General features: G+C 35.5%; 29 protein-coding genes, 2 pseudogenes and 1 other annotated feature. Of the genes and pseudogenes, 11 read left to right on the top strand and 20 right to left on the bottom strand.

From position 1 onward, the window contains the following. Positions 1-94 precede the first annotated feature (94 nt). From ACLBWW_RS05000 to ccpA, 3 genes and pseudogenes are all read left to right on the top strand, one after another. Positions 95-1,111: a CamS family sex pheromone protein gene (locus tag ACLBWW_RS05000; RefSeq protein ID WP_098048118.1), complete on the top strand. Its 1,017-nt coding sequence runs from the start codon at positions 95-97 to the stop codon at positions 1,109-1,111. Between the two features lie 54 nt (positions 1,112-1,165). Then, positions 1,166-1,264, top strand: a pseudogene (locus ACLBWW_RS04995) (hypothetical protein); the annotation flags it as partial. Positions 1,265-1,657: 393 nt separating this feature from the next. Then, positions 1,658-2,656 carry a catabolite control protein A gene (ccpA, locus tag ACLBWW_RS04990; protein ID WP_001103309.1) on the top strand — a complete coding sequence of 333 codons (999 nt, stop codon included), beginning with the start codon at positions 1,658-1,660 and terminating at the stop codon, positions 2,654-2,656. Positions 2,657-2,690: 34 nt separating this feature from the next. Here the strand turns inward: ccpA and ACLBWW_RS04985 are convergent, their stop codons facing one another. From ACLBWW_RS04985 to dhp61, 3 genes are all read right to left on the bottom strand, one after another. Further along, complete coding sequence (locus ACLBWW_RS04985; RefSeq protein WP_048544521.1) at positions 2,691-3,053, bottom strand: DUF4288 domain-containing protein; 363 nt, start codon at positions 3,051-3,053, stop codon at positions 2,691-2,693. Between the two features lies 1 nt (position 3,054). Beyond that, positions 3,055-3,291: a DUF3949 domain-containing protein gene (locus ACLBWW_RS04980; protein WP_098068776.1), complete on the bottom strand. Its 237-nt coding sequence runs from the start codon at positions 3,289-3,291 to the stop codon at positions 3,055-3,057. Between the two features lie 79 nt (positions 3,292-3,370). Beyond that, positions 3,371-3,676 carry a protein Dhp61 gene (gene dhp61 / locus ACLBWW_RS04975; protein ID WP_048544485.1) on the bottom strand — a complete coding sequence of 102 codons (306 nt, stop codon included), beginning with the start codon at positions 3,674-3,676 and terminating at the stop codon, positions 3,371-3,373. A gap of 143 nt (positions 3,677-3,819) precedes the next feature. On the opposite strand from dhp61, the gene ACLBWW_RS04970 reads away from it, so the two are divergent. After that, positions 3,820-4,092, top strand: coding sequence for a DUF3917 domain-containing protein (locus ACLBWW_RS04970; RefSeq protein ID WP_000636592.1), 273 nt, complete (start codon positions 3,820-3,822; stop codon positions 4,090-4,092). A gap of 48 nt (positions 4,093-4,140) precedes the next feature. Here the strand turns inward: ACLBWW_RS04970 and mscL are convergent, their stop codons facing one another. The 3 genes from mscL to ACLBWW_RS04955 form a co-directional block, all read right to left on the bottom strand. Continuing rightward, positions 4,141-4,539, bottom strand: a complete 399-nt coding sequence (gene mscL, locus ACLBWW_RS04965; protein ID WP_048544484.1) for a large conductance mechanosensitive channel protein MscL — start codon at positions 4,537-4,539, stop codon at positions 4,141-4,143. A 128-nt stretch (positions 4,540-4,667) separates the two neighbouring features. After that, positions 4,668-5,594, bottom strand: coding sequence for a Gfo/Idh/MocA family protein (locus ACLBWW_RS04960; protein ID WP_048544482.1), 927 nt, complete (start codon positions 5,592-5,594; stop codon positions 4,668-4,670). A 135-nt stretch (positions 5,595-5,729) separates the two neighbouring features. Next, a complete protein-coding gene (locus tag ACLBWW_RS04955; protein WP_048544480.1) occupies positions 5,730-6,410 on the bottom strand; it encodes an ankyrin repeat domain-containing protein in 681 nt (226 codons plus the stop codon). A gap of 294 nt (positions 6,411-6,704) precedes the next feature. Here ACLBWW_RS04955 and ACLBWW_RS04950 point away from each other — a divergent pair, with 294 nt between their 5' ends. From ACLBWW_RS04950 to ACLBWW_RS04940, 3 genes are all read left to right on the top strand, one after another. Then, complete coding sequence (locus ACLBWW_RS04950; RefSeq protein ID WP_098221858.1) at positions 6,705-8,159, top strand: sensor histidine kinase; 1,455 nt, start codon at positions 6,705-6,707, stop codon at positions 8,157-8,159. 1 nt (position 8,160) lies between these two features. Continuing rightward, positions 8,161-8,850, top strand: a complete 690-nt coding sequence (locus ACLBWW_RS04945) for a response regulator transcription factor (RefSeq protein ID WP_048544476.1) — start codon at positions 8,161-8,163, stop codon at positions 8,848-8,850. Between the two features lie 123 nt (positions 8,851-8,973). Next, positions 8,974-9,243, top strand: coding sequence for a hypothetical protein (locus ACLBWW_RS04940; RefSeq protein ID WP_048544474.1), 270 nt, complete (start codon positions 8,974-8,976; stop codon positions 9,241-9,243). Positions 9,244-9,308: 65 nt separating this feature from the next. Here the strand turns inward: ACLBWW_RS04940 and ACLBWW_RS04935 are convergent, their stop codons facing one another. The 4 genes from ACLBWW_RS04935 to acuA form a co-directional block, all read right to left on the bottom strand. Beyond that, entirely contained in the window at positions 9,309-10,169 is an 861-nt protein-coding gene (locus ACLBWW_RS04935) for an alpha/beta fold hydrolase (protein WP_095205710.1), read from the bottom strand. Positions 10,170-10,323: 154 nt separating this feature from the next. Further along, positions 10,324-11,490: an acetoin utilization protein AcuC gene (gene acuC / locus ACLBWW_RS04930; RefSeq protein ID WP_098048111.1), complete on the bottom strand. Its 1,167-nt coding sequence runs from the start codon at positions 11,488-11,490 to the stop codon at positions 10,324-10,326. Beyond that, on the bottom strand, positions 11,487-12,131 hold the full coding sequence (locus tag ACLBWW_RS04925; protein WP_000634566.1) for an acetoin utilization AcuB family protein: 645 nt from the start codon (positions 12,129-12,131) through the stop codon (positions 11,487-11,489). Before ACLBWW_RS04925 ends, acuC begins: the two co-directional genes overlap by 4 nt. 17 nt (positions 12,132-12,148) lie before the next feature. Continuing rightward, entirely contained in the window at positions 12,149-12,781 is a 633-nt protein-coding gene (gene acuA / locus ACLBWW_RS04920; RefSeq protein ID WP_048544470.1) for an acetoin utilization protein acetyltransferase AcuA, read from the bottom strand. A gap of 176 nt (positions 12,782-12,957) precedes the next feature. On the opposite strand from acuA, the gene acsA reads away from it, so the two are divergent. The 3 genes from acsA (at position 12,958) to tyrS (ending at position 17,054) form a co-directional block, all read left to right on the top strand. Further along, entirely contained in the window at positions 12,958-14,676 is a 1,719-nt protein-coding gene (acsA, locus tag ACLBWW_RS04915) for an acetate--CoA ligase (RefSeq protein WP_046956190.1), read from the top strand. An 89-nt stretch (positions 14,677-14,765) separates the two neighbouring features. Next, positions 14,766-15,323, top strand: coding sequence for a maltose acetyltransferase domain-containing protein (locus ACLBWW_RS04910; protein ID WP_048544469.1), 558 nt, complete (start codon positions 14,766-14,768; stop codon positions 15,321-15,323). Positions 15,324-15,498: 175 nt separating this feature from the next. Continuing rightward, positions 15,499-15,727 (top strand) — a binding site (T-box leader). 70 nt (positions 15,728-15,797) lie between these two features. Then, complete coding sequence (tyrS, locus tag ACLBWW_RS04905) at positions 15,798-17,054, top strand: tyrosine--tRNA ligase (RefSeq protein WP_000512075.1); 1,257 nt, start codon at positions 15,798-15,800, stop codon at positions 17,052-17,054. 78 nt (positions 17,055-17,132) lie between these two features. On the opposite strand, the gene ACLBWW_RS04900 is transcribed toward tyrS, so the two are convergent. Beyond that, positions 17,133-17,522: a YjdJ family protein gene (locus tag ACLBWW_RS04900; RefSeq protein WP_081114006.1), complete on the bottom strand. Its 390-nt coding sequence runs from the start codon at positions 17,520-17,522 to the stop codon at positions 17,133-17,135. Positions 17,523-17,585: 63 nt separating this feature from the next. Here ACLBWW_RS04900 and ACLBWW_RS04895 point away from each other — a divergent pair, with 63 nt between their 5' ends. Further along, the gene (locus tag ACLBWW_RS04895) at positions 17,586-17,714 is read left to right on the top strand and encodes a hypothetical protein (RefSeq protein ID WP_000050944.1); all 129 of its coding nucleotides are present in this window, start codon (positions 17,586-17,588) and stop codon (positions 17,712-17,714) included. 66 nt (positions 17,715-17,780) lie between these two features. Here the strand turns inward: ACLBWW_RS04895 and ACLBWW_RS04890 are convergent, their stop codons facing one another. From ACLBWW_RS04890 to ACLBWW_RS04850, 9 genes and pseudogenes are all read right to left on the bottom strand, one after another. Continuing rightward, positions 17,781-18,254 carry a hypothetical protein gene (locus ACLBWW_RS04890; protein WP_098641762.1) on the bottom strand — a complete coding sequence of 158 codons (474 nt, stop codon included), beginning with the start codon at positions 18,252-18,254 and terminating at the stop codon, positions 17,781-17,783. Between the two features lie 71 nt (positions 18,255-18,325). After that, positions 18,326-18,790 carry a hypothetical protein gene (locus ACLBWW_RS04885; protein ID WP_098721430.1) on the bottom strand — a complete coding sequence of 155 codons (465 nt, stop codon included), beginning with the start codon at positions 18,788-18,790 and terminating at the stop codon, positions 18,326-18,328. A gap of 256 nt (positions 18,791-19,046) precedes the next feature. Next, on the bottom strand, positions 19,047-19,592 hold the full coding sequence (locus tag ACLBWW_RS04880; RefSeq protein WP_098137033.1) for a hypothetical protein: 546 nt from the start codon (positions 19,590-19,592) through the stop codon (positions 19,047-19,049). A 135-nt stretch (positions 19,593-19,727) separates the two neighbouring features. Next, positions 19,728-19,943 (bottom strand): annotated as a pseudogene (locus tag ACLBWW_RS04875) (hypothetical protein); the annotation flags it as partial. Between the two features lie 164 nt (positions 19,944-20,107). Beyond that, positions 20,108-20,788, bottom strand: coding sequence for a hypothetical protein (locus ACLBWW_RS04870; RefSeq protein WP_098048104.1), 681 nt, complete (start codon positions 20,786-20,788; stop codon positions 20,108-20,110). A gap of 15 nt (positions 20,789-20,803) precedes the next feature. Next, positions 20,804-21,205 carry an HNH/endonuclease VII fold putative polymorphic toxin gene (locus ACLBWW_RS04865; RefSeq protein WP_098830549.1) on the bottom strand — a complete coding sequence of 134 codons (402 nt, stop codon included), beginning with the start codon at positions 21,203-21,205 and terminating at the stop codon, positions 20,804-20,806. Between the two features lie 12 nt (positions 21,206-21,217). Continuing rightward, a protein-coding gene (locus ACLBWW_RS04860; RefSeq protein WP_262720636.1) for an IS3 family transposase occupies positions 21,218-22,365 on the bottom strand; the annotation gives its coding sequence in 2 pieces (ribosomal slippage) (positions 21,218-22,113 and positions 22,113-22,365; 1,149 coding nt in all). Between the two features lie 124 nt (positions 22,366-22,489). After that, entirely contained in the window at positions 22,490-23,020 is a 531-nt protein-coding gene (locus ACLBWW_RS04855; RefSeq protein WP_098076523.1) for an SMI1/KNR4 family protein, read from the bottom strand. Positions 23,021-23,034: 14 nt separating this feature from the next. Continuing rightward, complete coding sequence (locus ACLBWW_RS04850) at positions 23,035-24,630, bottom strand: T7SS effector LXG polymorphic toxin (protein WP_262720635.1); 1,596 nt, start codon at positions 24,628-24,630, stop codon at positions 23,035-23,037. Between the last annotated feature and the right edge of the window lie 105 nt (positions 24,631-24,735).

The raw sequence follows: 24,735 nt of genomic DNA, 5'->3' as shown, positions 1-24,735 counted from the left end.
GCTTCTTTTTTTTGTTTTTGTTGAAATATATTTAATGGTACACTGTTAATAGTTCAAATTAAATAACTAGATTGTTGAAAGTAGGTTTTAAGTAATGAAGAAAATGGCATTATCCTTCGCGGTCGTAAGTTTATTACTAGGAGCTTGTAGTAATGATACGATTAGTAAGAAGGATGAAGTTATACAAAAGGATACGAAAGAAAAAAGCATGATTCCGAGAACTGCTGTTTCTAAAGATTATTATAGAACTGTAATTCCTTTAAAAGAACAAAAGGTTATAAATACAGCTAATATAAAAACAAATTCTAAATTAGATTTAGCAGAGTATGAAAATGGTTTAATGAATATTGCAAAAGAGCAATTTGATACAGAAAGTCATGTACTGCAATTAAATCAATATATTCCAGAGAAGTTAGTTGATGAATTAGTCGCAAAAGTAGAAGCGCCAGTTTTGACGAATATTATAGAACAAGACTATTTCGGGAAGCAGAATTCAAATGAATTAAGTTTATCTGGTGTAGTGATTGGGCTAGCAATGTCTTCAAGTGTATCGAATGAAGAAGCAATGTCTAAAGGTGCTGAAGTTGCCAAGCAACTTATTGAAGCGATTAATAAAAATGACAAATATAATAAATCTCCAATTACGTTTGCTATCTTTAAGCAAGAAAGTACAAGTTCTTTAAAAAATGGTACGTATATTGCTAGTGCTACCGTTCAAAAGAATGATACGAACCTTGGAAATTGGAGTACGATCGATGAACAAGCGTATTCATACCCTTCTGATGAATTTAAACAAGCACATGGAGAAGATAATACAAAAATAACTGACTTTGCTGATGCGATGAAAGGTTTTTCTACTGGAGACTTTATCCCAGTAAATGCTAAGGTTTCTTATAAGAAAAATCAAATGGATACATTAAATATGAATATTGTTATTAAATATAACGGTAAAACAGAATTAATGGCTCTTACCCAGCTGGCTGCTCAAAGTATGTTAGAAAAATTACCTAAAGATGCGAAAGTACAATTGCAGATAAAGTCTGAGAGTAAAATCGAGGCAATTATTATAAAAGAGAAAAACAGCGAAAAACCGTTTGTTTCCTTCTTATAAAAAAAGACAGTGTTTAAACTGTCTTTTTTTATTGTAAGTGAAAATGTACGAGGGGAAAGAGCGACGCGTAATACGCTTCATGTTTCTGCTGTGCCGATTTTAAAGAAAGAAGCATATTTACCTGTCGTTGTCGATATAACGCATTCTACAGGGTGATGTGACCTTCTATTGCCAGCCCAGATCCAGCGCGTATCAAATGAATATCATTGTCGGTTTCTGTCGGTAAGTCGATATATATAAATCGCCGATATAAATTTCATTTACTAACGTACGGCTTAATATACAGTTTGTACTCATGGGATATCTATTTTTTTACAAAAAATGCCCTTTTTTTCATGAAAAATACGAAAATACGAGAAAAGAAGCGAATTTTTTCGAAACTTTTGCGGGAAAATATTGTATGAGCCTGCGTTTTTATCGTATCATTAGTAAAAGGAAGAACTCGGGACGATTGGTGGCATCTGCAAATAGAGTTGATGTCTTTTTTTCATTCAAGTAACCGATACATAAAAATAGATAACAAAAATAGAAGGAGTGTGCGATGAGATGAACGTAACAATTTATGATGTAGCGCGTGAAGCAAACGTTTCAATGGCTACCGTATCACGCGTTGTGAACGGTAATCCAAATGTAAAGCCTACAACAAGAAAGAAAGTATTAGAAGCAATTGATCGTTTAGGGTACCGCCCAAATGCGGTAGCACGTGGACTAGCAAGTAAGAAGACAACTACAGTAGGTGTTATTATTCCTGATATCTCAAATACGTTTTATGCAGAACTTGCTCGTGGAATTGAAGATATCGCAACAATGTACAAATATAACATCATTTTAAGTAACTCTGACCAAAACAAAGAGAAAGAGTTCCATTTATTAAATACGATGCTTGGAAAACAAGTGGACGGAATTGTTTTCATGGGTGAAGATATTACAGACATTCACATTGAAGAATTCAAAAAGTCTCCAGTACCGATCGTATTAGCAGCGTCATTTGATGAGCAAAATGAAACGCCATCAGTAAATATTGATTATACGCAAGCAGCTTACGACGCAATGAAGCACTTTATTGAGCAAGGGCATACGCGTATCGGTTTCGTCTCTGGTCCTTTCATTAATAAAGCGGGAAGCGCGAAGAAGTTACAAGGTTATAAAAAAGCTTTAGAAGAAGCAGGTATTTCATATGATGAAAATCTTATAATCGATGGAGATTACACATATGATTCAGGTATCGAAGCATTCGAAAAGCTTTGGAGCAGTGATGAAAAGCCAACAGCAATCTTCGTATCTTCTGACGAAATGGCACTAGGTGTAATCCATGCAGCACAAGACGCTGGATTAAACGTACCAACTGATGTAGAAGTACTTGGTTTCGATAATACACGCCTTGCATTAATGGTTCGTCCGCAACTTTCAACAGTTGTACAACCAATGTATGATATCGGTGCAGTAGCAATGCGTCTATTAACAAAGTATATGAACAAAGAAAAAGTGGAAGATCACACTGTTATCTTACCTCACCGCATCCAATTTAGAGATTCAACGAAGTAAGTATAAAAAAGCTCACAGCATTCGCTGTGAGCTTTTATTCGTATTCGGGATAGTATTTTTGTACGACTGTATCTACCGTTTCATTTTTCTTAACGTGTAAAAATCTTGCGTATAATTCTTTTCCAGTTTCAAATGGTGTATCGTCTAATTCAAACACATGCAACACTTTTCGAAATGTCCATTTCACTTGCTCATCATACATGTTATCGTACGTATCCTCAGATTGCATAGCGATTTTTCCACCTAGATTGTGTGCTTCTTCTAAACTGTTTGCTTTAACAAGAATAATACTTTCTTCAAAAAGTGTATCGTGATTTCCTTCATAATGCTCATCAATTTTCGTAGGATGAGGCTCACCAGAATGAACAGATTCAAACAATAATTTTACAGCGTACATATTATGCCGCATGTTTCACATTATAAATAATACTTGCGACAAGCGAAGCAGGTATTGTAAATACGTTGCTTTGATAATGATAGTGTATTTGGGATTCTTCATAAGACATGTTGTCATATAGTTCGTTTTGTGACACGTTCATTTTTTTCTGTTTTTTCTTTAATATCTTAATATAGTTATACTGTATTGGAACGAGAATGATGAAATAGGCTAATACGATTAGTGAAATCCAAATCATATGAACACTCCCTTATAAAGGATATTTGTATATGATAATTATATCAATTAATAGAAAAAATAACCATTTTTAATTGGGGCTAATTTTCTTCTAGAAATGCGAACAGTTCCTCTTGGTTGCTCAAATTGCAATCAATACATGTTTGTGCAATACATTTTAACCCTTGTAATAATGCTTCTATGTGCAAAGTATCGTACTGAATTGTATTTCCCTCTATCATCGTTTCGCCTTTTTCTAAGTTAATTGATATTTTTAGTAAAGCTTTATTGCTTTGTAGATTTACAACTTCGATATAAAAAAACTGTTTGTCTAAGTCAATCGTAACATAATCGAATCGTTCGACTAATTCTAAATCCCCTACAGTAGTATATTCTAAATGAACCACTCCTCATTGTGTAAGTGTATGTTGTAATGCTTTCGCTACAGTTGGGGTTACTCCTTGTTATATGTCACATAAGTGCAAATTTAACTATTATAGGGCAATGTCATGTATAATAGAAAGAAAAGGCTTGTGAGGGGGGAGAAGAGATGATCGTTCTTTGGATAATTACGCTTTGTATGACTGCTATTTTTGCATATATGACGCTAAAACAAAATGGCTTAAAGCGATTTGTTCCAGGAAGTATTCTTGCAGGAATTGCCCTTATCACGTATGTAATTTCTATTTTTATTGAAAGTGTATCAGTGGACATGAGCACAAGTTTAATGTTCATGGGTATTACACTATTTGCAGGTAGTATTATGGTACTTATGGTTGCAGGTATTATTTTATTTATTCATATGAATTCGGAAACGTTATAGCATATAGAAAAGGCATGTCCCGAGGGGCATGCCTTTTTATCCGTTCAATTATGCTCTATCTTTAGAAGAATTTTGTTGTTTTAATAAGTCGCGAATTTCGCTAAGAAGTTCTTCTTCTTTTGTTGGTTCTGGAAGTTCTTCTTTCTTTTCAGCTTCTCTTCTTAAAGTCATTTTGTTAAAGACTTTAACGAAAATGAAGATTGCAAATGCAACGATTAGGAAGTCAAATATCGTTTGGATAAAGTTACCGTATTTAACAGAGGCCTCGCCTACTGTAAACTTTAATCCTGTGAAGTTGATTCCTCCCATTAATAAACCGATTAATGGTGTAATAATATCTTTTACTAAAGAACTAACGATTTTACCGAATGCAGCACCGATTACAACCCCGACAGCTAGATCAATGACGTTTCCCTTTAAAGCGAACTTTTTAAACTCGTTCCACATGTGTTAATCCCATCCTTTCCACGATTCAATATGAAATTTATAATTCCTATCAACATATTCTATAGAAATTTGTGAGAGAAATAAAGGGGAAATGGGAATGAAAGTAAATTCTGAAAAATGTATCCGTTTTAATTTTTGTTTACATTCTCCAATAGAGATTGCAGCAGTTGCTGCGTTTTTAATCCTTCTAATCCATCTACAACAGGCTTTGTATCTCCTTGTACACATTCAATAAAATGATGAACAGCATCTTCAAAACCACGTTGTTTTAACGTCGTATCCCATGATGGTGAACCAATCTGAGAAACTGCATTTTCCTGCTCAACTTCAAATGTGTTCATATTTTTTACGCGAATGATTTTACCTGTCGTTACAAGTTCAATTTTTTCTAAATTTGTACCGGCGTGGCGATGCATTGCGGTAGAAAGTAACAGTCCACTTGGGGTTGTATATGTGTGATGTCCGTAAAGAAGTTCATTCTTTTCATTTATTTGCATCATATTATGAACGACGTTAAGATCATCATTAGCTAACCAGCGAGCAGTATCTACAATATGTAAGTAATCATCTAACATAGTAAAGTCATACGTATATGGCCCCACTTTATTTGTGCGGTGTTTTTCAATTCGAACCCATGACATATTATGAGCTTGCTCTTTTGCAGCAACATACATAGGAACGAATCGGCGATTAAATCCGACCATTAACTTTCTGTTATGCTTTTCGCTCAACTCGACTAGTTGCTCAGCTTGTTCCACTGTAGCTGCTAGCGGCTTATCAACATAAACGTCAATTCCTTTTTTCAGAAGTTCAGAAACGATTTCATAATGTGTAGCAGTTGAACTATGGACGAAGATTGCATCACATTCTGAAGCTAACGTTTCAATAGAATGAAAGTCTTGAATGCGGTATTGTTGGCAAACTTGTTTCCTTTTCTCCGCGTTAGGTGTAAACGCTCCCACAAAAGTCCAATCAGTTTCCTTTGTCAGTGTTGGAAGGTAAGCCTTTTGTGCAATGCTACCTAATCCAATCATTCCAATACGAGGTTTGCTCATGTTTTTTCCCACCCTATTATAAATATATAAGTTGTCTAGCTGTATAGCTATGTGACGAAATAACTGTAGCATAGACTGGGGAGAATGGCAAAAAATAGATTTGAAAATGATACGTTTTTTATAGGAAATGAGCTTTTATTTATTTGTCGCTAACAAAATCTTCTCTATCTCTTCAAAGTTATGAGCGCGAGCATGTTCTAACGGGGTAACACCATCGTTGTCTGGAATATTTACATCTGCACCGTGCTCAATAAGAAGCTGAATGACTTGTTGCTGTGTTTCGTTTCCGTTACTTAGTACGATGGCTTCCATTAAAGTGGTCCACCCAAGATTATTTACATGGTTAACATCAATAGTTGTTCGCGTAAGGAGTTCTTTAATAACATCAATATAGCCGTGTTCTGATGCGGGAATAAGAGCTGTTCCGCCGTAACGATTCGTAAGCGATGGATCCGCCCCAGCATCGATCGTTAGTTTTAAAATATCGAAGTAACCTTCTGCACCGGCGTATAGAAAGGGATTATTTTTCATATCATCTTGGATATTTACGTCAGCCCCAGCTTCAATAAGCGCTTTTGCGGTTTTTACATCATTTTTGTATGTAGCAATCATAAGAGGGGTACGTCCTTTACTGTCCGTTATATTTATGTCAGCCCCTTTTTTGAGTAATGATATAACAGTATTCGTTTCTTGTTTTTCAGTAGCTGCTAGTAGCGCTGTCTCCATGTTTGTCATCTCCTTTTTTACTTCTTGTTCTTGCGAGCATCCTTGTAAAAAAATTACGCAACAGATCATGCTTACTGTTTTTTTGAACATGGAATTTCAACCTCCTCATTTCAACTGTAAAAGAAGAACATTAAATTTTTATAAACTGACGCTAAAATTACTATAAAATTGCTTGAGTATTTAAACATATATTTTTATGCTTATGAGTAATAAGGTTTGGTAAAGTGAAACTTTAATCAGTGGGGGGGCCTCCCCACTGATTATTAGTTGAACCAATCGGGCTTTTATGGGCAGTTGATCCCGACCTAACTTCTTTGCTTTCTCTGGATTTTGAGGTGGGGGTCTTACTGCCCGTTAATGCGGGGTAAAGTGAGGATGTAACATATGTCTATTAAAACAAGATTTTTATTCTCTTATATTGCTGTTATTCTCGTTTCCATCATGCTCATATTAGTCGCGGGATTTTTAATTGTTTTTTCCATAACAGGAGACTTGGAATCAGTGAAAAATTTCTATAAAAGTTCATATATTCAAAAGCCGCTTACGCCAGAAGAAGAGAATACGTATATTGAATTGAAATTAGCGGCAAAGAAAAATCAATCTCAACTATTAGATGAATCGTTCGTTTCATCACTTGAAAAAGAAGGTGTGAAAATAGTTGTAAGAAAGGGAGAAACCATTTCTTATGCTACAAAAGTATTTGAAAGTGTATCTTTAAAAGAAGCCCTTCCGAAATTTGAATCAGCAAATATTAATAGTCGTGGTACAACGGAACTAGGCGATACATTTTATCGATATGTAAAATTTGATTTTTATTTTCCTGGGGATGAAGAAGGGAGTATATTTGTACTAAAAAGGCAAAGTTCATTTGTCGATCTTACACAAAAATTATTTCCAATTTTATTCGTAGCACTTTTACTGTTAGCCATTTTACTCATAGGGCTATTAAGTTATTTCGTCTCAAGAAGTGTGATAAAACCAATTTTTGTACTGAAAGATGCGACCGGGAGAATTAAAGAAGGGGATTTAGATTTTCAAATTCCAGTTACATCCCATGATGAGATTGGGCAACTAAATCAAGGATTTGAGGAAATGAGGAAGAGGTTAAAAGAGTCGATAGAGATGCAAACGCAGTATGAAGAAAATCGAAAAGAGCTCATTTCAAACATATCTCATGATTTAAAAACACCGATTACATCTATTATTGGATATGTAGAAGGCATAAAAGACGGAGTCGCAAATACGCCAGAAAAAATGGATAAGTATTTAACGACCATTCATACGAAGGCAAAGCATATGGATACACTCATTGATGAGCTCTTTTTGTTTTCGAAGCTTGATTTGAATCGAGTTCCTTTTCAGTTTGAAACGATAGAGTTAAATGTGTTTATGCAAGAATTATTAGAAGAGATGCAGATGGATTTAAGTGAGGAAGGTATAGAAGTTTATTTACAATTACATTCATCACCACTATATGTAACGGCCGATTGCGAAAAGATAAATAGAGTGATATCAAATTTGATTCATAATAGTGTGAAATACATGGATAAAGAAGAGAAGAAAATTACTGTAACGGTATTGAGTGATAACAATACAGTTATTGTGAAAGTGATGGACAATGGATCAGGTATAGAAGCTGATACGCTGCCGTATATATTTGAGCGGTTTTATCGTGCAGAGCAATCGCGAAATTCTAGCACAGGTGGAAGTGGACTTGGCTTAGCGATAGCGAAGCAAATTGTTGAAGAACATGGCGGAGAAATTTGGGCGGAAAGTAAGCTTGGGGAAGGTACAAGTATTTTCTTCTCATTGAAAAAAATACAGGAATGTGGTGAGTAGAATGAAGAGAATTTTACTAGTAGAAGATGAAATAAGTATTGCAGAATTACAGCGAGATTATTTAGAAATTAGTGATTTTCAAGTTGATGTAGAGCATTCAGGTGAAATAGGTTTACAAATGGCTCTTCAGGAAGATTATGATTTAATTATTTTAGATATTATGCTTCCGAAAATGAATGGTTTTGAAATTTGTAAACAAATACGTGCTATAAAAGACATTCCAATTTTACTTGTTTCAGCAAAGAAGGAAGATATAGATAAAATTCGCGGACTCGGTTTAGGAGCGGATGATTATATAACGAAACCGTTTAGCCCGAGTGAATTAGTAGCAAGAGTAAAGGCGCATATTTCTCGTTATGAAAGATTATCAGGAAATGTGAGTAAGCAATGCGATACGTTGTATATTCATGGGATTTCTATCGATCAGCGAGCGAGAAAAGTTTTTATAAACAATGAAGAAATCGCGTTTACAACGAAGGAATTTGATTTATTAACATTCTTTGTAACGCATCCAAACCAAGTATTAAATAAAGAACAGTTATTTGAACGTATTTGGGGACTAGACTCAGCTGGCGATTTAGCCACTGTCGTTGTTCACATTAGAAAGCTACGTGAAAAAATTGAAAGAGATCCTGCTCACCCGCAATATATTGAAACAGTGTGGGGAGCTGGTTATCGCTTTAACGTGTAATGTACCTGCCGAGTAATTGGCAGGTTTTTTATGTTATTTGAGCGAAAAGGGAATAATAGGTAATTTATGTTAAAATATAAAGAGAGATAAAACATAGGAGAGCATGAGAGGGCGTGCTACATTTTGAGAGATACATTAAAAGATAATAAATCAAACAAGGCTTTAAAGATTGGAACTAATATCATACTTATCTTATTAATTATCGGTGCAATACAAATGTTTTATGATGAAGATTCTACGAATGATCATTTCGGTTGGTTATTTATGATGGTCTTTTTTGGAATTAAAATAATTTCTAGTTTTATTATAAGTTTAAAAGAAGGAGATAAAAAGGCAGTATTACTTGATGTAGGTTTAATCATTTTTTTGTTCTTCTTGTTGTTCCTAGTGTGAAATATTTCTTTTGAAAAAGCTCATAGTCTTATAGAGACTGTGAGCTTTCCTTAATAATAGCGGTACTAGTGTAACGATTTATAAAATGTTTGAGTAGTAGAAGTAAACTGAGCAGCTTCTTCTAAAAAAGGATAATGGTTACTCTCCTCAAATATCACAAAGATAGAATTACGTATGCCATCATGCATCTCAATAGAATACTGAATTGGGCACTGTACATCATGTCTTCCGCATATAATAAGTGTCTTTGTTTGGATGGAAGGTAAATGCTCTCTTAAATCAAATGAAGGATATTCATTGGCGAAAGCATTCATCCGGCTAGCGGACATTGTTTTTTGGATTGATTTACTAAAATAAGAGTTATAGTTTTCGGGTTTATACAATGATAATTTTGTCCTATTAGTAGATAGTTCTTTTCTTTCTGCATTTGTAAGGTGAGGGGTTTTTAAGTTTTCGATGAGCTTTTGCATATAATGAAACTGTGAATGTGTCGGGTGATAAATACAAAATGATGTTTCGGTATAGTTACTTGCTGCAGCTCCGGCCAAGGCTAATGATTGTAAGGAATTTGGATATGTAATTGCATATAAAAGTCCAAGCATACCGCCTGTTGAATGACCGGCGAAATGCCATATTGGAAGGTGCAATGCTTCTCGTATTGCTTCTAAGTCGTGAACGGTTTCAATCATACTTAATTCTTTTTCTGAATTGGCTTTTGCTGAGTTACCAGCGTTTCGTAAATTAATGAGCAATACACGATGCGTAGCAGTGAAAACATTCGCAAAGTAATCACCAGTTTCATTAAATTGTGAATAGTGATGTGTAATGCAAAGCGGTTCGCCATTTCCTTTTGTAAAGATTTCAAATGTGCCACGTTTCGTGTTGATTATTTGTTGTGTCCACATAATATCACGACCTTTTCTCATAAAAGTTGGATCACTTAATTATGAAATAAAATATATCGGCGGTTATTAAAATATATCAGCGATTATCAAAATATATCGACTTACCGACAGAAACCGACAATAATAGCAAGCTATAAATAAAAGGAGGCTATTCAAAAACGAGCCTCCTTTTTCTTTAGTACAAAGATTTTGTCATATTATTCCGAATAATTTCAAGAGATTTCGTTACAGTTAATGCGTTCTTTTCTTCAATTTCTGGTTTACGGGGGATCGGTTTATACATGTTGTCTGGATCTTCCCATGTGAGAGGAAGTTCTGTTTCAGCTTGTCCTTTCCAAGCGTCAATCCATTCTGGAGGGAGATAACCTGAGATGTTTTGGATGTTGTTCATTTCGAGCCAAATGAGTGCCCAAGCTCTTGGGACGACGCGCCAGTGGTCATAGCCACCACCGCCGACAGCGATCCAGCGACCTTCGCAATATTCATTAGCGATTTCGCGAGCGAGCTTCGGTATTTCACGGTAAATATTCATCGTGGCGCAAAGGTGTGTAAGTGGGTCATAATAATGTGCGTCAGCGCCATTTTGCGTTAAAATAATATCCGGTTTAAAGTATGCGGCAACTTCTTTTACTACAGTTCGATATGAATTTAAAAACGATTCGTCTTCTGTAAAGGCATCGAGTGGAACGTTAAAAGAATAACTATAGCCATTACCTTGTCCGCGTTCATTTACAGCACCAGTTCCAGGGAATAAATAACGCCCAGTTTCATGTAGTGAAATGGTGCATACGTTAGGATCGTCGTAAAAAGACCACTGTACACCATCACCGTGATGAGCATCTGTATCAATATATAAAACACGTAAACCGTATTTTTTCTGTATATATTTCATTGCGATGGAACTATCGTTATAAATACAAAAGCCAGATGCCTTGCCGCGGAAGCCATGATGTAAGCCACCGCCTAAATTAAGCGCGTGTTTTACTTTCCCGGAAAGAACAGCGTCGACAGCAGTTAACGTACCGCCAACGAGTAATGCGCTTGCTTCGTGCATATTTGGAAACATCGGTGTATCTTCTGTTCCGAGTCCATATGTCATCGCAATTGATTTTTCTAACTTACCTTCTCCAGCACGTTTTACCGCATTTATGTACTCCTCTGTATGAACGTAGGCGATCTCTTCATCTGTAGCCATCCGTGGTGAGATGACTTGGGAGGGAGAGATAAAACCGCCCTTTTGTAATAAATCATACGTGAGTGTGACGCGCAGTTGGTTAAAAGGATGATCAGGGCTAAACGAATAGCCCCGAAAGTCATCCGAATAAATAAATGCGCTACTCATGCTTGCATCCCCATAATATTCGGCCATAATACGCGGTAGCCTTCTGCTTCAAGTGCATCAATCACTTTTAGCGGATTCATCGTTTGAATGCGGAAAACGAGTACTTTATCATTCTCATCTTTTGCTGGATAGACGAGAACGCTCACGATATTTATTTGCAAATCACTAAAAATAGCAACGACTTTTCCAAGAATACCAGGTTCGTTTTTTACTTGAATTTCAATTTGTGAACTCGGTTGATGTGCTCCTGTTAATTTCACTAACGTGTGCAGTACAGTAGATTCAGAAATGATTCCAACTAGCTTGCCAGCCTTTGTAACAGGGAGACAGCCAATTTTATTTTCAAAAAATAAAGTAGCAATTTCTTCAACGAAATCGAGAGGATGGCAAGTCATAACAGGATGTTTCATAATAAGTTCAAGTGGTTGCTTCAGCATATCGAGTGAAACTTGTTCATCTAAAATAGACGGACTTGCATCCCTTACATCCCGATCAGAAATAATGCCTACGACATGATTATTTTGATCGACAATTGGAATGTGCCGAATGCCTTTCGTGCGTATCGTTCGGATTGCTGTTTCGATTGTATCGTTTGGATGTAGTGTCACTACATCTTGATTCATAATTTCTTCTACAATCATTCCAGTTGCCCCCTTTATTAATACATAAAACGATTGTGAAAACGTAGACGATCAAATGCTTGAATAGAATCCGTATCAACGCGTTTCCCGATGCGGACCATTAAACAGTTAGCAGGATGTGAACAAATTTCAGGATCATCTGTAGCCATCCATTGTAAGCCACCGGCATTCATCATCTTTTCCATTACTTTTCGGTACTCCCAAACATTTAAGCCTGTTTGTTTTAAATCCCAGTGCCAATAATATTCAGTCGTCAATATAATGTAATCTTCCATATGATCGTCCATCATTGAAACTTCTAATAAGTTCTTTCCGACAGCGCAACCGCGGAAGGCGGGGACAACTTCAATCGCCCCGAGTTCAATTAAGTTTTCCATTTTTCCTTCTGACCATCGTTCGAGTGGATCAGGATACAAGTATGTAACATATCCAACAATCGTTTGGTCATGTCTTGCAATAATGAGACGAGCTTCTGGTAATTTAGAAATTTCGACAATTGCTTTATATTGCTGCTCGGCAGGACGAAACGCAACTAAATCTGGATGAAATTCATACATTTCTAAGTTATGTGTAGAGACAGGACCTTCAATAATTAAAGTGCCTTTCGCTGTTTTTAAGTTTCTAGCATTATATATTTTTTTATGAATCAATGTATTGCTCACCACCTTGAGGGTTTGTGAATCTATTAATATCGTACTTTATAATATATGCGATGTGAATCGAAATTTGTCATTAAAAATTTGTCTAAAAATCAACAAATATACTGAAAATTTTAAATAATATCATTATAATAGATAATAGAATACATAGGAGGGGGATGTAAAGTATGAAAGTAGAAACGCTTCCTGTCATTAAAGGAGAAAATAATTTGCCGAATTATGATGAGGCATACGCGAATTTTAACTGGGAAGAGGTTAATAAAAACTTTACTTGGAATGAAACAGGCCGAGTAAATATGGCGTATGAGGCAATTGATAAGCATGCGAAATCCGATCGTAAAAATAAAGTAGCCCTTTATTATCAAGATGGATCGCGAAAAGAGAAATATACATTTAAGGAAATGAAGGATTTTTCTAATAAAGCAGGAAACGTCCTGAAAAATTATGGCGATGTAGAAAAAGGCGATCGCGTTTTTATTTTTATGCCGCGTTCTCCAGAATTATATTTCGCACTTCTTGGTGCAGTGAAATTAGGGGCAATCGTAGGTCCGCTATTTGAAGCGTTTATGGAAGGCGCAGTTCGCGATCGTTTAGAAGATAGCGAAGCAAAGGTGTTAATTACAACTCCTGAATTGTTAGAGCGCGTACCATTAAATGATTTACCTGCTTTAAAAACAGTCTTCCTTGTTGGAGATAATGTAGAAGAAGGCGGTAAAACGGTAGCGTTCAATCCTTTATTTGAACAAGCTTCAAAAGAATTACATATCGAATGGTTAGGCCGTGAAGACGGTTTGATTCTACATTACACATCTGGTTCTACTGGTAAACCAAAAGGTGTGCTTCATGCGCAAAATGCAATGGTTCAGCACTATCAAACGGCGAAATGGGTATTAGATTTAAAAGAAGATGATGTATATTGGTGTACAGCTGACCCAGGCTGGGTAACTGGAACGGCTTACGGTATTTTCGCACCGTGGTTAGTTGGAGCATCCAATGTTATTTTAGGTGGACGCTTTAGCCCAGAAGCGTGGTATGAAGCACTGCAAGATTACGGTGTAACAGTTTGGTACAGTGCGCCAACAGCGTTCCGTATGTTAATGGGAGCTGGACAAGACGCAATTAAAAAATATGATTTATCACAAGTTCGTCACGTATTAAGCGTTGGTGAACCGTTAAATCCAGAAGTAATTCGCTGGGGTATGAACGCGTTTGGACTTCGTATTCATGATACGTGGTGGATGACAGAGACAGGTGGACAAGTTATTTGTAACTACCCTTGTATGGAAATCCGTCCAGGTTCAATGGGTAAACCAATTCCAGGTGTGAAAGCAGCGATTGTTGATAATGAAGGAAATGAAGTTCCTCCATACACAATGGGTAACTTAGCAATTGGTAAAGGTTGGCCAGCGATGATGCGTGGAATCTGGAATAACCAGCAAAAGTATGAATCTTACTTTATGCCGGGAGATTGGTACGTATCAGGTGACTCTGCTTATATGGATGAAGATGGATACTTCTGGTTCCAAGGGCGTATTGATGATGTAATTATGACGTCAGGTGAGCGAGTTGGTCCGTTTGAAGTAGAAAGCAAATTAATCGAGCATGCTGCTGTTGCAGAGGCTGGTGTAATTGGTATTCCTGATCCAGTGCGCGGAGAAATCATTAAAGCATTTATCGCGCTTCGAGCAGGATACGAACCATCTGATGAATTAAAAGAAGAGATTCGTCAATTTGTAAAGAAAGGCCTAGCAGCTCATGCAGCGCCAAGACAAATTGAATTTAGAGATAAATTACCGAAAACGAGAAGTGGTAAAATTATGCGCCGCGTATTAAAAGCGTGGGAATTAAACTTACCAACAGGTGACTTATCAACGATGGAAGATTAAGAGAGGAAGGTCTGAACGAAATAACGTTCAGGCCTTTCTTTTTTTATGGTATCATAAACTTATATATATGAGTTAAAGGGGAGAAGAAAATGAAAACAGAAAAAGAAAAGATGATACTTGGGGAAATGTACATACCAGCTGATCCTGTTTTGATTCAAGAGAGGGAGCAAGCTCGTATATTAACGAGAAAATTAAATGAAACACCAGAAGTGCATTTAAAAGAGCGTAGCGAAATCGTAAAAGAATTATTCGGAACGACTGGAGATAACATTCATCTTGAATCTTCTTTCAGATGTGATTATGGCTATAACATTCACGTTGGTGAAAATTTTTACGCGAACTTTGACTGTACAATTTTAGACGTATGCCCGGTGACAATCGGAGTGAACTGTATGTTAGCTCCAGGAGTTCACATTTATACAGCAACACACCCGCTTGATCCAGTAGAGCGTATAAGTGGATCAGAATACGGAAAACCAGTTACAATTGGCGATAACGTATGGATTGGCGGAAGAGCAATTATTAATCCAGGTGTAACAATTGGAGACAATGCGGTGATCGCATCGGGTGCTGTTGTAACGAAAGATGTGCCGGACAATGTAGTAGTTGGCGGAAATCCTGCAAAGATTATTAAAAAAATAAAATAATATTTGAACGAAGCGCCTTCCTCGTCTGTATACATTTATGAAAGAATAGATGAGGGAGGCTTTTTATGTCTAATAAATTACTCTTTGCGACGTTGTAAAGGATTGGAGAGAAGCGAAATTCCACCTCTATTTGACACGCCTATATAAATGATGGTATAAAGAAAAGTATATGAATAATTGAGCGTGGAAAGGGAGAAGTAGTGATCATTTCCCTGTTTTAGAGAGCTGATGGCCGGTGAAAATCAGCACATAGATGATCGTGAATTACGCCCCTAGAGCATCTTTTTTCGATTGAATTGTATTCAAAAGGGAAAAGACGGTGCTAAGCCGTTATGTAAATAAGGTGGTAGGCTTTTTTGGCCTGCAACTAGGGTGGTAACGCGATAATCAAAATCGTCCCTTATTTGAAGGGGCGATTTTTTTATGTTTTCAACTTTCACGCCAGTAATGAACTTAAAGGAGAGTATGTAGGATATGGGTATTTTACAAGATCTTGAATTTCGCGGTCTAATTAATCAGCAAACAGACGCTGAGGGACTTGAGCAATTATTAGAAAAAGAAAGCGTTAAATTATACTGTGGTTTCGATCCGACAGCGGATAGCTTACACATCGGTCATATGTTACCAGTATTAATGTTACGTCGCTTCCAATTAGCTGGTCACCAACCAATCGCACTTGTTGGCGGTGGTACTGGTATGATCGGTGACCCAAGTGGTAAAAAAGCAGAGCGTACATTAAATACGAAAGATACAGTTGCTTACTATACAGAAAGCATTAAAAACCAACTTTCAAACTTCTTAGAGTTCGAAAACGTGGACAACCCAGCAACAATGGCTAATAACTATGATTGGCTTGGTAACTTAGATGTAATTTCATTCTTACGCGATATCGGTAAAAACTTCGGTTTAAACTATATGTTAGCAAAAGATACAGTAGCATCTCGTTTAGATACTGGTATTTCATTCACTGAGTTTAGTTACATGATTTTACAATCATACGACTTCTTAAACTTATACCAAAACCATAATTGCCGCTTGCAAATCGGTGGTAGTGACCAATGGGGTAACATTACAGCTGGTCTTGAATTAATCCGTAAATCAGAAGAAGATGCGAAAGCGTTCGGTTTAACAATTCCACTAGTTACAAAATCTGACGGTACGAAGTTTGGTAAAACAGAAGGCGGCGCAATTTGGTTAGACCCAGAGAAAACAACTCCTTACGAGTTCTACCAATTCTGGATTAACACAGATGATCGCGACGTTGTTAAATACTTAAAATACTTCACATTCTTATCTCATGAAGAAATTCTTGAGCTTGAAAAGCAAGTAGCTGAAGCACCAGAAAAACGTGCAGCACAAAAAGCATTAGGTTCTGAAATGACTAAACTTGTTCACGGCGAAGAAGCATTAGAGCAAGCGATTAAAATTTCAGCTGCATTATTCAGCGGTTCTGTAGCAGAACTGACTGCAAGCGAAATCGAACAAGGATTCAAAGACGTACCATCTGTAGAACGTACTGCAGAAGATACAGTATTAATCGACTTACTTGTAGAAAGCAAAATCTCTCCATCAAAACGTCAAGCACGTGAAGATGTAACGAACGGCGCAATCTACGTAAACGGTGAGCGTACACAAGCATTAGACTACGTTGTAACAGAAAACGACCGCATTGAAGGTAAATTCACAATCATTCGCCGCGGTAAAAAGAAATATTTCTTAATTCGTTACTAATCAGAAACGAATATAAAACAAATAGTACCCCGAATTGTAGGCTGAAAAGTCTATGATTCGGGGTTTTTATGTATGAATTTAGATTGCCTGATCTTTTCTTGTAAATAAAATATGAAGAATTAATATGAGCATATAAAGTAAGCTAATGAGCATAACAACAAATGCTGTTGGATAAAATTTTGCCGCATATATAAAGAAATCGATTTGATAAATATCTTGGTAATTTGAAACGGTACCTTTAAAGTAATTTGTAAACTTAGCGCTATATTTCCATTCATCAGGATAATCTATTAGATTACTCCCTTGATACCAACTTATAAGTGCTGAAGTAATAAACAACATAAATGAACTTCCGAGTTGAACCATTTGGTTTATTGTCAAAAAGAATCCACCTCCTATTTTATGGTTATTATAGCGTGCATTCGTATGCCTGTAACCTTTTTGTTGTAATCTCCTTTTCGAGTTCATACGGAAATCACATGTAAGCGGTATGATAAATGTATAACAACTAGAAAGGAGTGGTAAAACAAAATGTCACTAGAAGCGCTCATTATTTTTTCTTTGCTAAACGCGGGTCAGCTTGCAGAGAATTCGAAGGTGGATGTACATAAAGAGCAGAAAGATGCTTATGTATATGTTCAAAAAGAGGAAAATAAATAACTTTAATATATATAAATAAAAGCTACTCGAAGTAACTGTTTTAGTTGTCTTCGGTAGCTTTTTACATTATGAATAGATAGGGATTAATTCTTGTTTAAAATCTTCATACATACCTAAAGTAATTTTTAAAATTTTTTCTAAGCTGTCATAATCGCTAAATAGTACGGGCTTAATTCTAGTGTCTGGAGAAATTAAAAGTCTTGAATATAGACTCCATGGACTACCTAATCTTAGTTCATCATTATGATAAACTACCCAAGTAAAATCCAGAACGTTTACTTTAATACCAATATTAAAATAAAATAAATTTTCTTTTTTATCACCTAGTTCTCCAACTTTTAAAAACTTTTCTTTTTTATCATAAACTGATTTATAACCTAGCTTTTCAAGTATTTGTTGAATTTCTTCAATATTGGGATTAGGAATGATTTCTTCGGCATCATAATTTTCTCTCGAAAAAGAAGAAAGTTCTGTGTATCTATTAACAAAGTCAATTTTTTTTAGTGCTGTTTCTATTTCAGGTTTTAATTTTAAGTTCATAATTAATTCTCCTAAAACCTTAAGTCTGTCCTTGTTTTTTAGTCATTACTTCATGTATTTTTAAGGTGAAATTATGAATAAATAGGAATTAATTCTCGCTTGAAATCTTCGTACATTTCAAAGGCAATTTTCATGATTTCTTTGAGTTCATCGTAACTGTGGAAATATAGCACGGGTACTTTTTCCGTGTCATTTGATAACAATCTTATAAATATGTCCCAAGGGTCTCCAGCTCTAACTTCACCATTATGCCATGCTTCCCAAATCAATTCAGCAACACCATATTTTAAGCTGATATTGAATCTGAAAGTATAGAAATCCTTGTTCTTTACTTCACCAACAATAAAAAAGTTTTCTTTTTTCATAAAACGAGCTTTATAGCCAAGAGACTCGAATACTGCAATTACTTTTTCGTTTTCATAGTTTTCAAATGTATTTGTTCTATCGGGAAATTTTTCTGATAAGGATTTATATCTTTCTACAAAATCAATTTTCTCAAGTACCTCTTTTATTTCAAGTTCTAAATCATATGCCATCAATTATTCCTCCCTAAACCTAATCTCAATAGCATATTTACCTTTCATTTCTTTCAAATACGTCTCAAAATTTTTCCTGAATTTGTTTCTTTTTTCGTACGTGAAATTGAAGTCTTTGCAAATGTATAATCCGCTTGATACAGTTCATTTTGAAGTATCTTAGTTATAATATTTTCACCAGTAAAATCAAATATGCCTTTTCCATGATATTTGATTTGAAACAAAGGAAGAGCTAACGTAAACGTTAGTTTAAATATCAATCAGGTGTTACATCGAGTACATCCCTAAATAGAATGTCATCAACAGTTACATCGGGACCAAATAGTGCGACATCGTCTGCAAATTTTATTCCTTCTATTTTTCGGCTACTATCTGTGTAACCAATTCTTTCATATCCGCTTGCTTTTAGAGTTGTTTCAATAACTGATATTAATTGAGATTGCAATCTAGTATATTCTTGCTCTGAATCTCCAGTTAAAGTGGGCATCATGCCATTGACATCTTTATTTACAATTTTAAAGGAATTAAGGATAGAATATACATTAGCTAGTTTAGAAATGATAAGATATGTAGTATATTCAACTTCAAACTCGCCTTTTACATAACTTGGTAAAGTAATATACCAATCATTTGAAGGGAATACTATATCGCTATCTCCTTTAATTTTAATATTATTTTTATTACAAAAATCAATTATTTGTTTAGGGAGAGTTAGTTTGATAGAAGACTTTTGTAAATATTCTTCTATATTTTTTTCAACGTAGTATTTTCTTTTTACTTCTTCAATTTTTTTATTTAACATTTATGTCCTGCCCTCCTGATTTATCTGGTCCTTTAGCTCCTTTCAAATCAAAATCAACTTCGCCTAAATATTTACCTCTTTTATTGAGTTCTTCAAATCTTACATGTTGAGTATATACTGAATAATATTTTCTTTTTTATCACCTAGTTCTCCAACTTTTAAAAAGTTTTCTTTTTTCATAAAACGAGCTTTATAGCCAAGAGACTCGAATACTGCAATTACTTTTTCGTTTTCATAGTTTTCAAATGTATTTTCTCTATCTGGAAATTGTTTTGATAATGCTTTATATCTCTTAATAAAATCAATTTTTGTAAGGCAGGCTTGTATTTCAGGTTGTAATGAATACGCCAATAATTACTCCTCCCTAATTTTTAATATTAGATCAACTAAAACAGTATACATGTTAGATACATGAAGAAATCCGCCTTTTGTGAGTCGGATTTTTCTTAGTTTAATTCTATTAAAATAATATAATTGTTAATTGAAATGTAGTTATTTTTAGCAAGGTTTTGCAGTTAGCTATTTAAAAGTGTAAGTATATTTCCCTTAAATATAGCAGCTATTTCCGCTTCCTCTAATGAATCTCCCCATCTAAAAACTATATCGTCTTTTGGGCAGAGATGAATGGAAAGGTTAAAATAATCTATTTCATCTTTCCATTTGTTATATTCATTAAATGCTTTTTTGAAAATTTTTCTAACATTTTCTTCCGCAATTATATCACTATTTTTACTTGCAATGATTGTAAATCTTTTAGGGTTACTAGAAACTATTTCAATGGCAGCTGGAAGTTTCTCGAGACAAAACTCTGCAATACTTGAGTAGAAAGTTGTTCCTCCAGCTTCCATTTCAACTTCTGGACCCTTATTAAATCCCTCGAGTTTCCATTTGGTTTGAAGAGCTTTCCATACCTTTCGGTATTTTTCAATTTTAGAGTTTTTGTCTTTGATTTCAATAGCTGCAAGTAAGTAAAATTTGTAGACATTAGTTAAATCATGTTTCATAAATACTTGCTTGATTTCAGTGCCACATACTTCTTTGAATTGATTTTTTTCATCTGAGCTAAATAACATGGAGCCATTAACACTGAATAAACTTAAATTTGGTAAATTACCGACTCTTTTGATTGCTTCATCCTTACTAAACCATTTGTAGTATGAGAATGCATCTTCTTCTACTTCATTCCAACACTTCATTTTACCACCTCAATTTTAATAGTCATAATGATTCCCATGTACATCATTGAAATGTGATCCTCTATTTTGGGGTGGATCATCTGGATAAGTATGACCGCCTGAATGTTCTCTTATAATCTTACCATCTTTGAAATGATAGTCTCTTCCAGGTATAGGATTCCCTCTTTTATCTACAGCTGGTGTAACCTTAGTTGGCTGTTCATTAACAGGAATACCGCTTGCTCTCTTAGCTTCGTTGAAAGCTCCGCCTCTCTTAGCTCCTGTAGGAGTAAAATTTGGCGGTCTTTGTCCTTTTTCTGCTTTTACATAGTCTTTGTAGTTAGGTTTCCCTGTCTGCGTAACTCTTTCGCCAGACTTACCAAAAGAAGACTGAAACCTTTGCAAAGTATCATGAAGTGAACCCCGAAAACGGGACACCAATCAAAACACTTAAACCACTTGTTCCCTAAATTCTTTAGGGGATAGGTGGTTTAATTTTTCTTGAATTCGCACACAATTGTAGTAATGAATGTATTCTAGCACAATCTTTCGCACAGTTGTGTTGGATACTTTTGTTATCTTTTGTGAATAGAAAGCTTCACTTTTTAAATGACCAAAGAAAACGGCATTATCATGGCAATTTCCTCTCCGGGACATGCTGGTGATAATGCCGTTTTCTTTGGCATACGCTTGAAATTCTTTTGCTGTATAAATACTTCCTTGATCTGAGTGAAGAAGGACATCTTTTACTTTTCGCCCTCTCATTGCTTGTTTTAATGTCTTCATCGCTAATGTCAGTGTTTGTGATTCGCTGATGACACAACTAATAATTTCACGATTAAAGGCATCCATAATCGTTGATAAATACAAGGTACGCTCTCCAAATAAGAGATACGTCACATCCGTAAACCACTTTTCATTTGGTCTGGATGCATCGAATTGGCGCTCCAATCGATGAGGGGCTACCATTGGTTCCGCACCATTGATATATTTCTTTTTCTTTCGACGCACTTTTGAAAGAATGTGATTTTGTCTCATGATTCGTAATACTTTTTTATGATTGACACACAGTCCCATTTTTCGAAGAGTAGCGGTCACTCTTCGATATCCATACCGAAATTTATGCCTAAGACAAACGTCCTTTACTTTCTCTTCTATACCATCTTTCAAATCTTCCGTTTGTTGTACCCAACGATAAAATGTGGAACGAGGTAATTCTAATACGTTACACAATTCTTTTACCGTTATTCTTGTTTTTACATTTTCCCATAAAGTAACTACAGTTTCTGGTTTCAGCCCCTTTCGATTTCCAGATACTTTCCCCATACAAGTAATTTTGTTTTTAGATGTTTATTTTCTAAACGTAGCTGTTCTAATTCAATGAGCTCTTTTGGTCCTTTTCCATAAGAATATTGTTTTCCTACAGGTTGTTGAAAACGATACGTTTGATCTGTACGATACCATTTCATCCATGTCTTAATTTGGGAAACATTTTTAATTCCGAGTTTCTCCATAATTGTACGATTTGAATAACCATCTTTCTTCATTTCAATTACTTTCCACTTTGTTTCTTCTAGGTAATGAACTCTTGTCGTCATACGAAAAAACACCTCCATTGAATTTGCATACTTAGTATGCGAATTCAGGAGGTGTTTTTTTCATGTACCACTATTCGGGTTCACTTCACATTAAATTCTTGTGGCTTTACTTTTACTATTCATGTTAAAAGTCTAAATCTTTTTCATTACCATCATAATCTACTAGTAATGATCCTTCGTCTAAGGTATCCATTAACCATTCCACCAAACCATTCCATGATCTAGAAACGCTGTGAGTCTCCCTATCCCATTGTATTACCGTTGCATCGTATCCATTGCTTGATTCTAAGTCTATACATATCGAGTCACCATAGTTTAAATCTGCGATGATTAAATACGTGTCTGGCATCTTTGTCGGTCTTCGTTCTTTTTTAAACGAATCATTTAGATAGGAGCCACCACGCTGTTTTGGGCCCCGAGCAGCTGTATGAATTTCTGACAGGACTGTTCCAGGTATAAATAATTCTCCACCATTACACACTTGGAGAAAATCTTTATATATATCAGGAATTTGAATGTTAAGTTCATTTTGAAGGCTTGTTATATCTTCTAAGCTGATTCCATTATTTAGGTTGTGAATACCATCTACATATTTATTAACTTCCTCAAAAAATGGTTGTAAATGATTGTTTTTTGAATAATATTTTCTTAGCATAAAACCATCTCCCTCTATTCATGTTTCCAAGGCGCAACGTCTCCAAAGTCAGTCATACTATCATTCTTAGGAGTATAGTAGCCATTTGTAGGATTGTGATAATTCCCACGATGGGCGTCAAGATGTTCGTTTACATCCATATTCCTTCCCTTTAAAAATTGAATGTTATCTGGTTCACCAGCAAAATCAGGATATTCATTAGCAGATTTCATATGCTGTCCCTCGTAGCCTTTCACTTTTCCTGTTTGTAATAACTCTAGTTTTTCTGCAGGGGTCCAATCTCTCGTTCCTTTTCCAGTTTTTTTAATCAATTCTTTCTCTTGTCTCCATGCGTGGCGAACAGCTTTCTGGCGAAGAGCTGAAAATTGTTTATCTGTTAACCATTTTCCGTTTACATTATATTGTTTTTTTCCATCAACAATCCGTATTTTTTCTGTATTCTTAACACTATTACCAACCTCGCTAGAAGACTGGGATTTTTGAAGGTTGTTAGCATCGGCTTTCTCCTTTATTCTACCACTAGTCCCATTAGAAGAAGAGTGGAACTTTTGAAGAGTATCCTTACCATTTTGAATTGCATTACGCCCAACAAATACACCATGTCCAACAAGACTAACTCCAGCCGTTGTAGCAGCTGCATCAAACGTAATAGCAATTGGTGATGCTAATCCACCAGTTCCTACTGTTGCGACTAGAGTTAAAAAATTAGAGCCGCCTATGACGGTAAGGCCTTCTAGAATTTCTATAATGGAAGCCGCTCCTGCTATAACATTTCCCGTGAACCTTCCCGCTTGATAAGTTAACTTGCTTTCTAATTCATCATTATCAGGTGATTCTAGTCCAATAACGCTTTCGAAAGCCGCGCTGCCAGCGCCTTGAAAAAATTCTTTCATAAATTCCCAAGTACTGATAGCTGTTTTTTCATACCATGGTCTATTGGCTTCTTGTTCTCGTAAAGCAATTGCTTTTTCAATTTGTGCTTTACGAGCTTTACTTTCTGTAATTGCTTGAATAGGACCCGTCCACTCCATATTCAACCCTTGCGTACTAAATGTACCACTTGCAGGACTAAAACCTTTTCCACTTTGAACTTCCGCTAAACCTGTCGCAATGCTAGCGGCTAGTTGGAGTGCAGTATCATAATTATTACTAGAAGTATAATTAAATTCATATAGATGTTCTAATTTTTCTTGCAGTTTTTGCCTCATGACAGTAAAAAGATTTACCATAGCGTCCATACCTGGGATCGGCATAGTTTGGTTGAGCGCTTCTGTACTTGCTATCATTCGGTCAATTTCCCGAATTTGTTCTAATATCTCTTGTTCAATTACATCTGTAGAAGCGACTTGTGATTGAAATTGATTTGGAAAAGCATCATTCTGACGAATTAATTCTTCACACAAATAAATGATTCCTTGTGCCAAAGGTCGAAAGGTTTGTACAAAAAATGATTTTGCACTGCTATATGTTTGTCCTTGTAGAACAGTATCCAATGCAAAAGCGTCAATAGAATGAATAATTTGTTCCATACCTTGAATAGTAGCGGTACAGAAAGCGTTCATACTTTCTGTTTGAGCTTGTACTTCACCGAGATACATATTTAAAGACATGAACTTTCCCTCCCTTTACAAGAAAATAATACCAATTTAAGGAAGTTATTGTAAATTGAATATTCTAACAATTAGACGGTTAAAGAGATACTTGTTCATTAAGTT

It is taken from the genome of Bacillus sp. M5A3_1b (assembly GCF_053345335.1).
The sequence above is the reverse complement of the archived record's forward strand: the minus strand, read 5'-3'. Positions and strand labels throughout refer to the sequence as shown.

Excerpts from the sequence above, each read along its gene's own strand:
- ACLBWW_RS04870 (WP_098048104.1), bottom strand. The coding sequence starts at position 20,788 with ATGAAGTGTTGGAATGAAGTAGAAGAAGATGCATTCTCATACTACAAA.
- ACLBWW_RS04980 (WP_098068776.1), bottom strand. The coding sequence starts at position 3,291 with ATGATTTGGATTTCACTAATCGTATTAGCCTATTTCATCATTCTCGTT.
- ACLBWW_RS04850 (WP_262720635.1), bottom strand. The coding sequence starts at position 24,630 with ATGTCTTTAAATATGTATCTCGGTGAAGTACAAGCTCAAACAGAAAGT.
- ACLBWW_RS04970 (WP_000636592.1), top strand. The coding sequence starts at position 3,820 with ATGATCGTTCTTTGGATAATTACGCTTTGTATGACTGCTATTTTTGCA.
- acsA (WP_046956190.1), top strand. The coding sequence starts at position 12,958 with ATGAAAGTAGAAACGCTTCCTGTCATTAAAGGAGAAAATAATTTGCCG.
- ACLBWW_RS04890 (WP_098641762.1), bottom strand. The coding sequence starts at position 18,254 with ATGAACTTAAAATTAAAACCTGAAATAGAAACAGCACTAAAAAAAATT.
- ACLBWW_RS04900 (WP_081114006.1), bottom strand. The coding sequence starts at position 17,522 with ATGAACTCGAAAAGGAGATTACAACAAAAAGGTTACAGGCATACGAAT.
- ACLBWW_RS04910 (WP_048544469.1), top strand. The coding sequence starts at position 14,766 with ATGAAAACAGAAAAAGAAAAGATGATACTTGGGGAAATGTACATACCA.
- ACLBWW_RS04955 (WP_048544480.1), bottom strand. The coding sequence starts at position 6,410 with ATGTTCAAAAAAACAGTAAGCATGATCTGTTGCGTAATTTTTTTACAA.
- ACLBWW_RS04885 (WP_098721430.1), bottom strand. The coding sequence starts at position 18,790 with ATGGCATATGATTTAGAACTTGAAATAAAAGAGGTACTTGAGAAAATT.
- ACLBWW_RS04950 (WP_098221858.1), top strand. The coding sequence starts at position 6,705 with ATGTCTATTAAAACAAGATTTTTATTCTCTTATATTGCTGTTATTCTC.
- ACLBWW_RS04935 (WP_095205710.1), bottom strand. The coding sequence starts at position 10,169 with ATGAGAAAAGGTCGTGATATTATGTGGACACAACAAATAATCAACACG.
- ACLBWW_RS04945 (WP_048544476.1), top strand. The coding sequence starts at position 8,161 with ATGAAGAGAATTTTACTAGTAGAAGATGAAATAAGTATTGCAGAATTA.
- mscL (WP_048544484.1), bottom strand. The coding sequence starts at position 4,539 with ATGTGGAACGAGTTTAAAAAGTTCGCTTTAAAGGGAAACGTCATTGAT.
- ACLBWW_RS04925 (WP_000634566.1), bottom strand. The coding sequence starts at position 12,131 with ATGATTGTAGAAGAAATTATGAATCAAGATGTAGTGACACTACATCCA.
- ACLBWW_RS04895 (WP_000050944.1), top strand. The coding sequence starts at position 17,586 with ATGTCACTAGAAGCGCTCATTATTTTTTCTTTGCTAAACGCGGGTCAG.
- ACLBWW_RS04985 (WP_048544521.1), bottom strand. The coding sequence starts at position 3,053 with ATGTACGCTGTAAAATTATTGTTTGAATCTGTTCATTCTGGTGAGCCT.
- ACLBWW_RS04880 (WP_098137033.1), bottom strand. The coding sequence starts at position 19,592 with ATGTTAAATAAAAAAATTGAAGAAGTAAAAAGAAAATACTACGTTGAA.
- ACLBWW_RS04855 (WP_098076523.1), bottom strand. The coding sequence starts at position 23,020 with ATGCTAAGAAAATATTATTCAAAAAACAATCATTTACAACCATTTTTT.
- acuC (WP_098048111.1), bottom strand. The coding sequence starts at position 11,490 with ATGAGTAGCGCATTTATTTATTCGGATGACTTTCGGGGCTATTCGTTT.
- tyrS (WP_000512075.1), top strand. The coding sequence starts at position 15,798 with ATGGGTATTTTACAAGATCTTGAATTTCGCGGTCTAATTAATCAGCAA.
- ACLBWW_RS04960 (WP_048544482.1), bottom strand. The coding sequence starts at position 5,594 with ATGAGCAAACCTCGTATTGGAATGATTGGATTAGGTAGCATTGCACAA.
- ACLBWW_RS05000 (WP_098048118.1), top strand. The coding sequence starts at position 95 with ATGAAGAAAATGGCATTATCCTTCGCGGTCGTAAGTTTATTACTAGGA.
- ccpA (WP_001103309.1), top strand. The coding sequence starts at position 1,658 with ATGAACGTAACAATTTATGATGTAGCGCGTGAAGCAAACGTTTCAATG.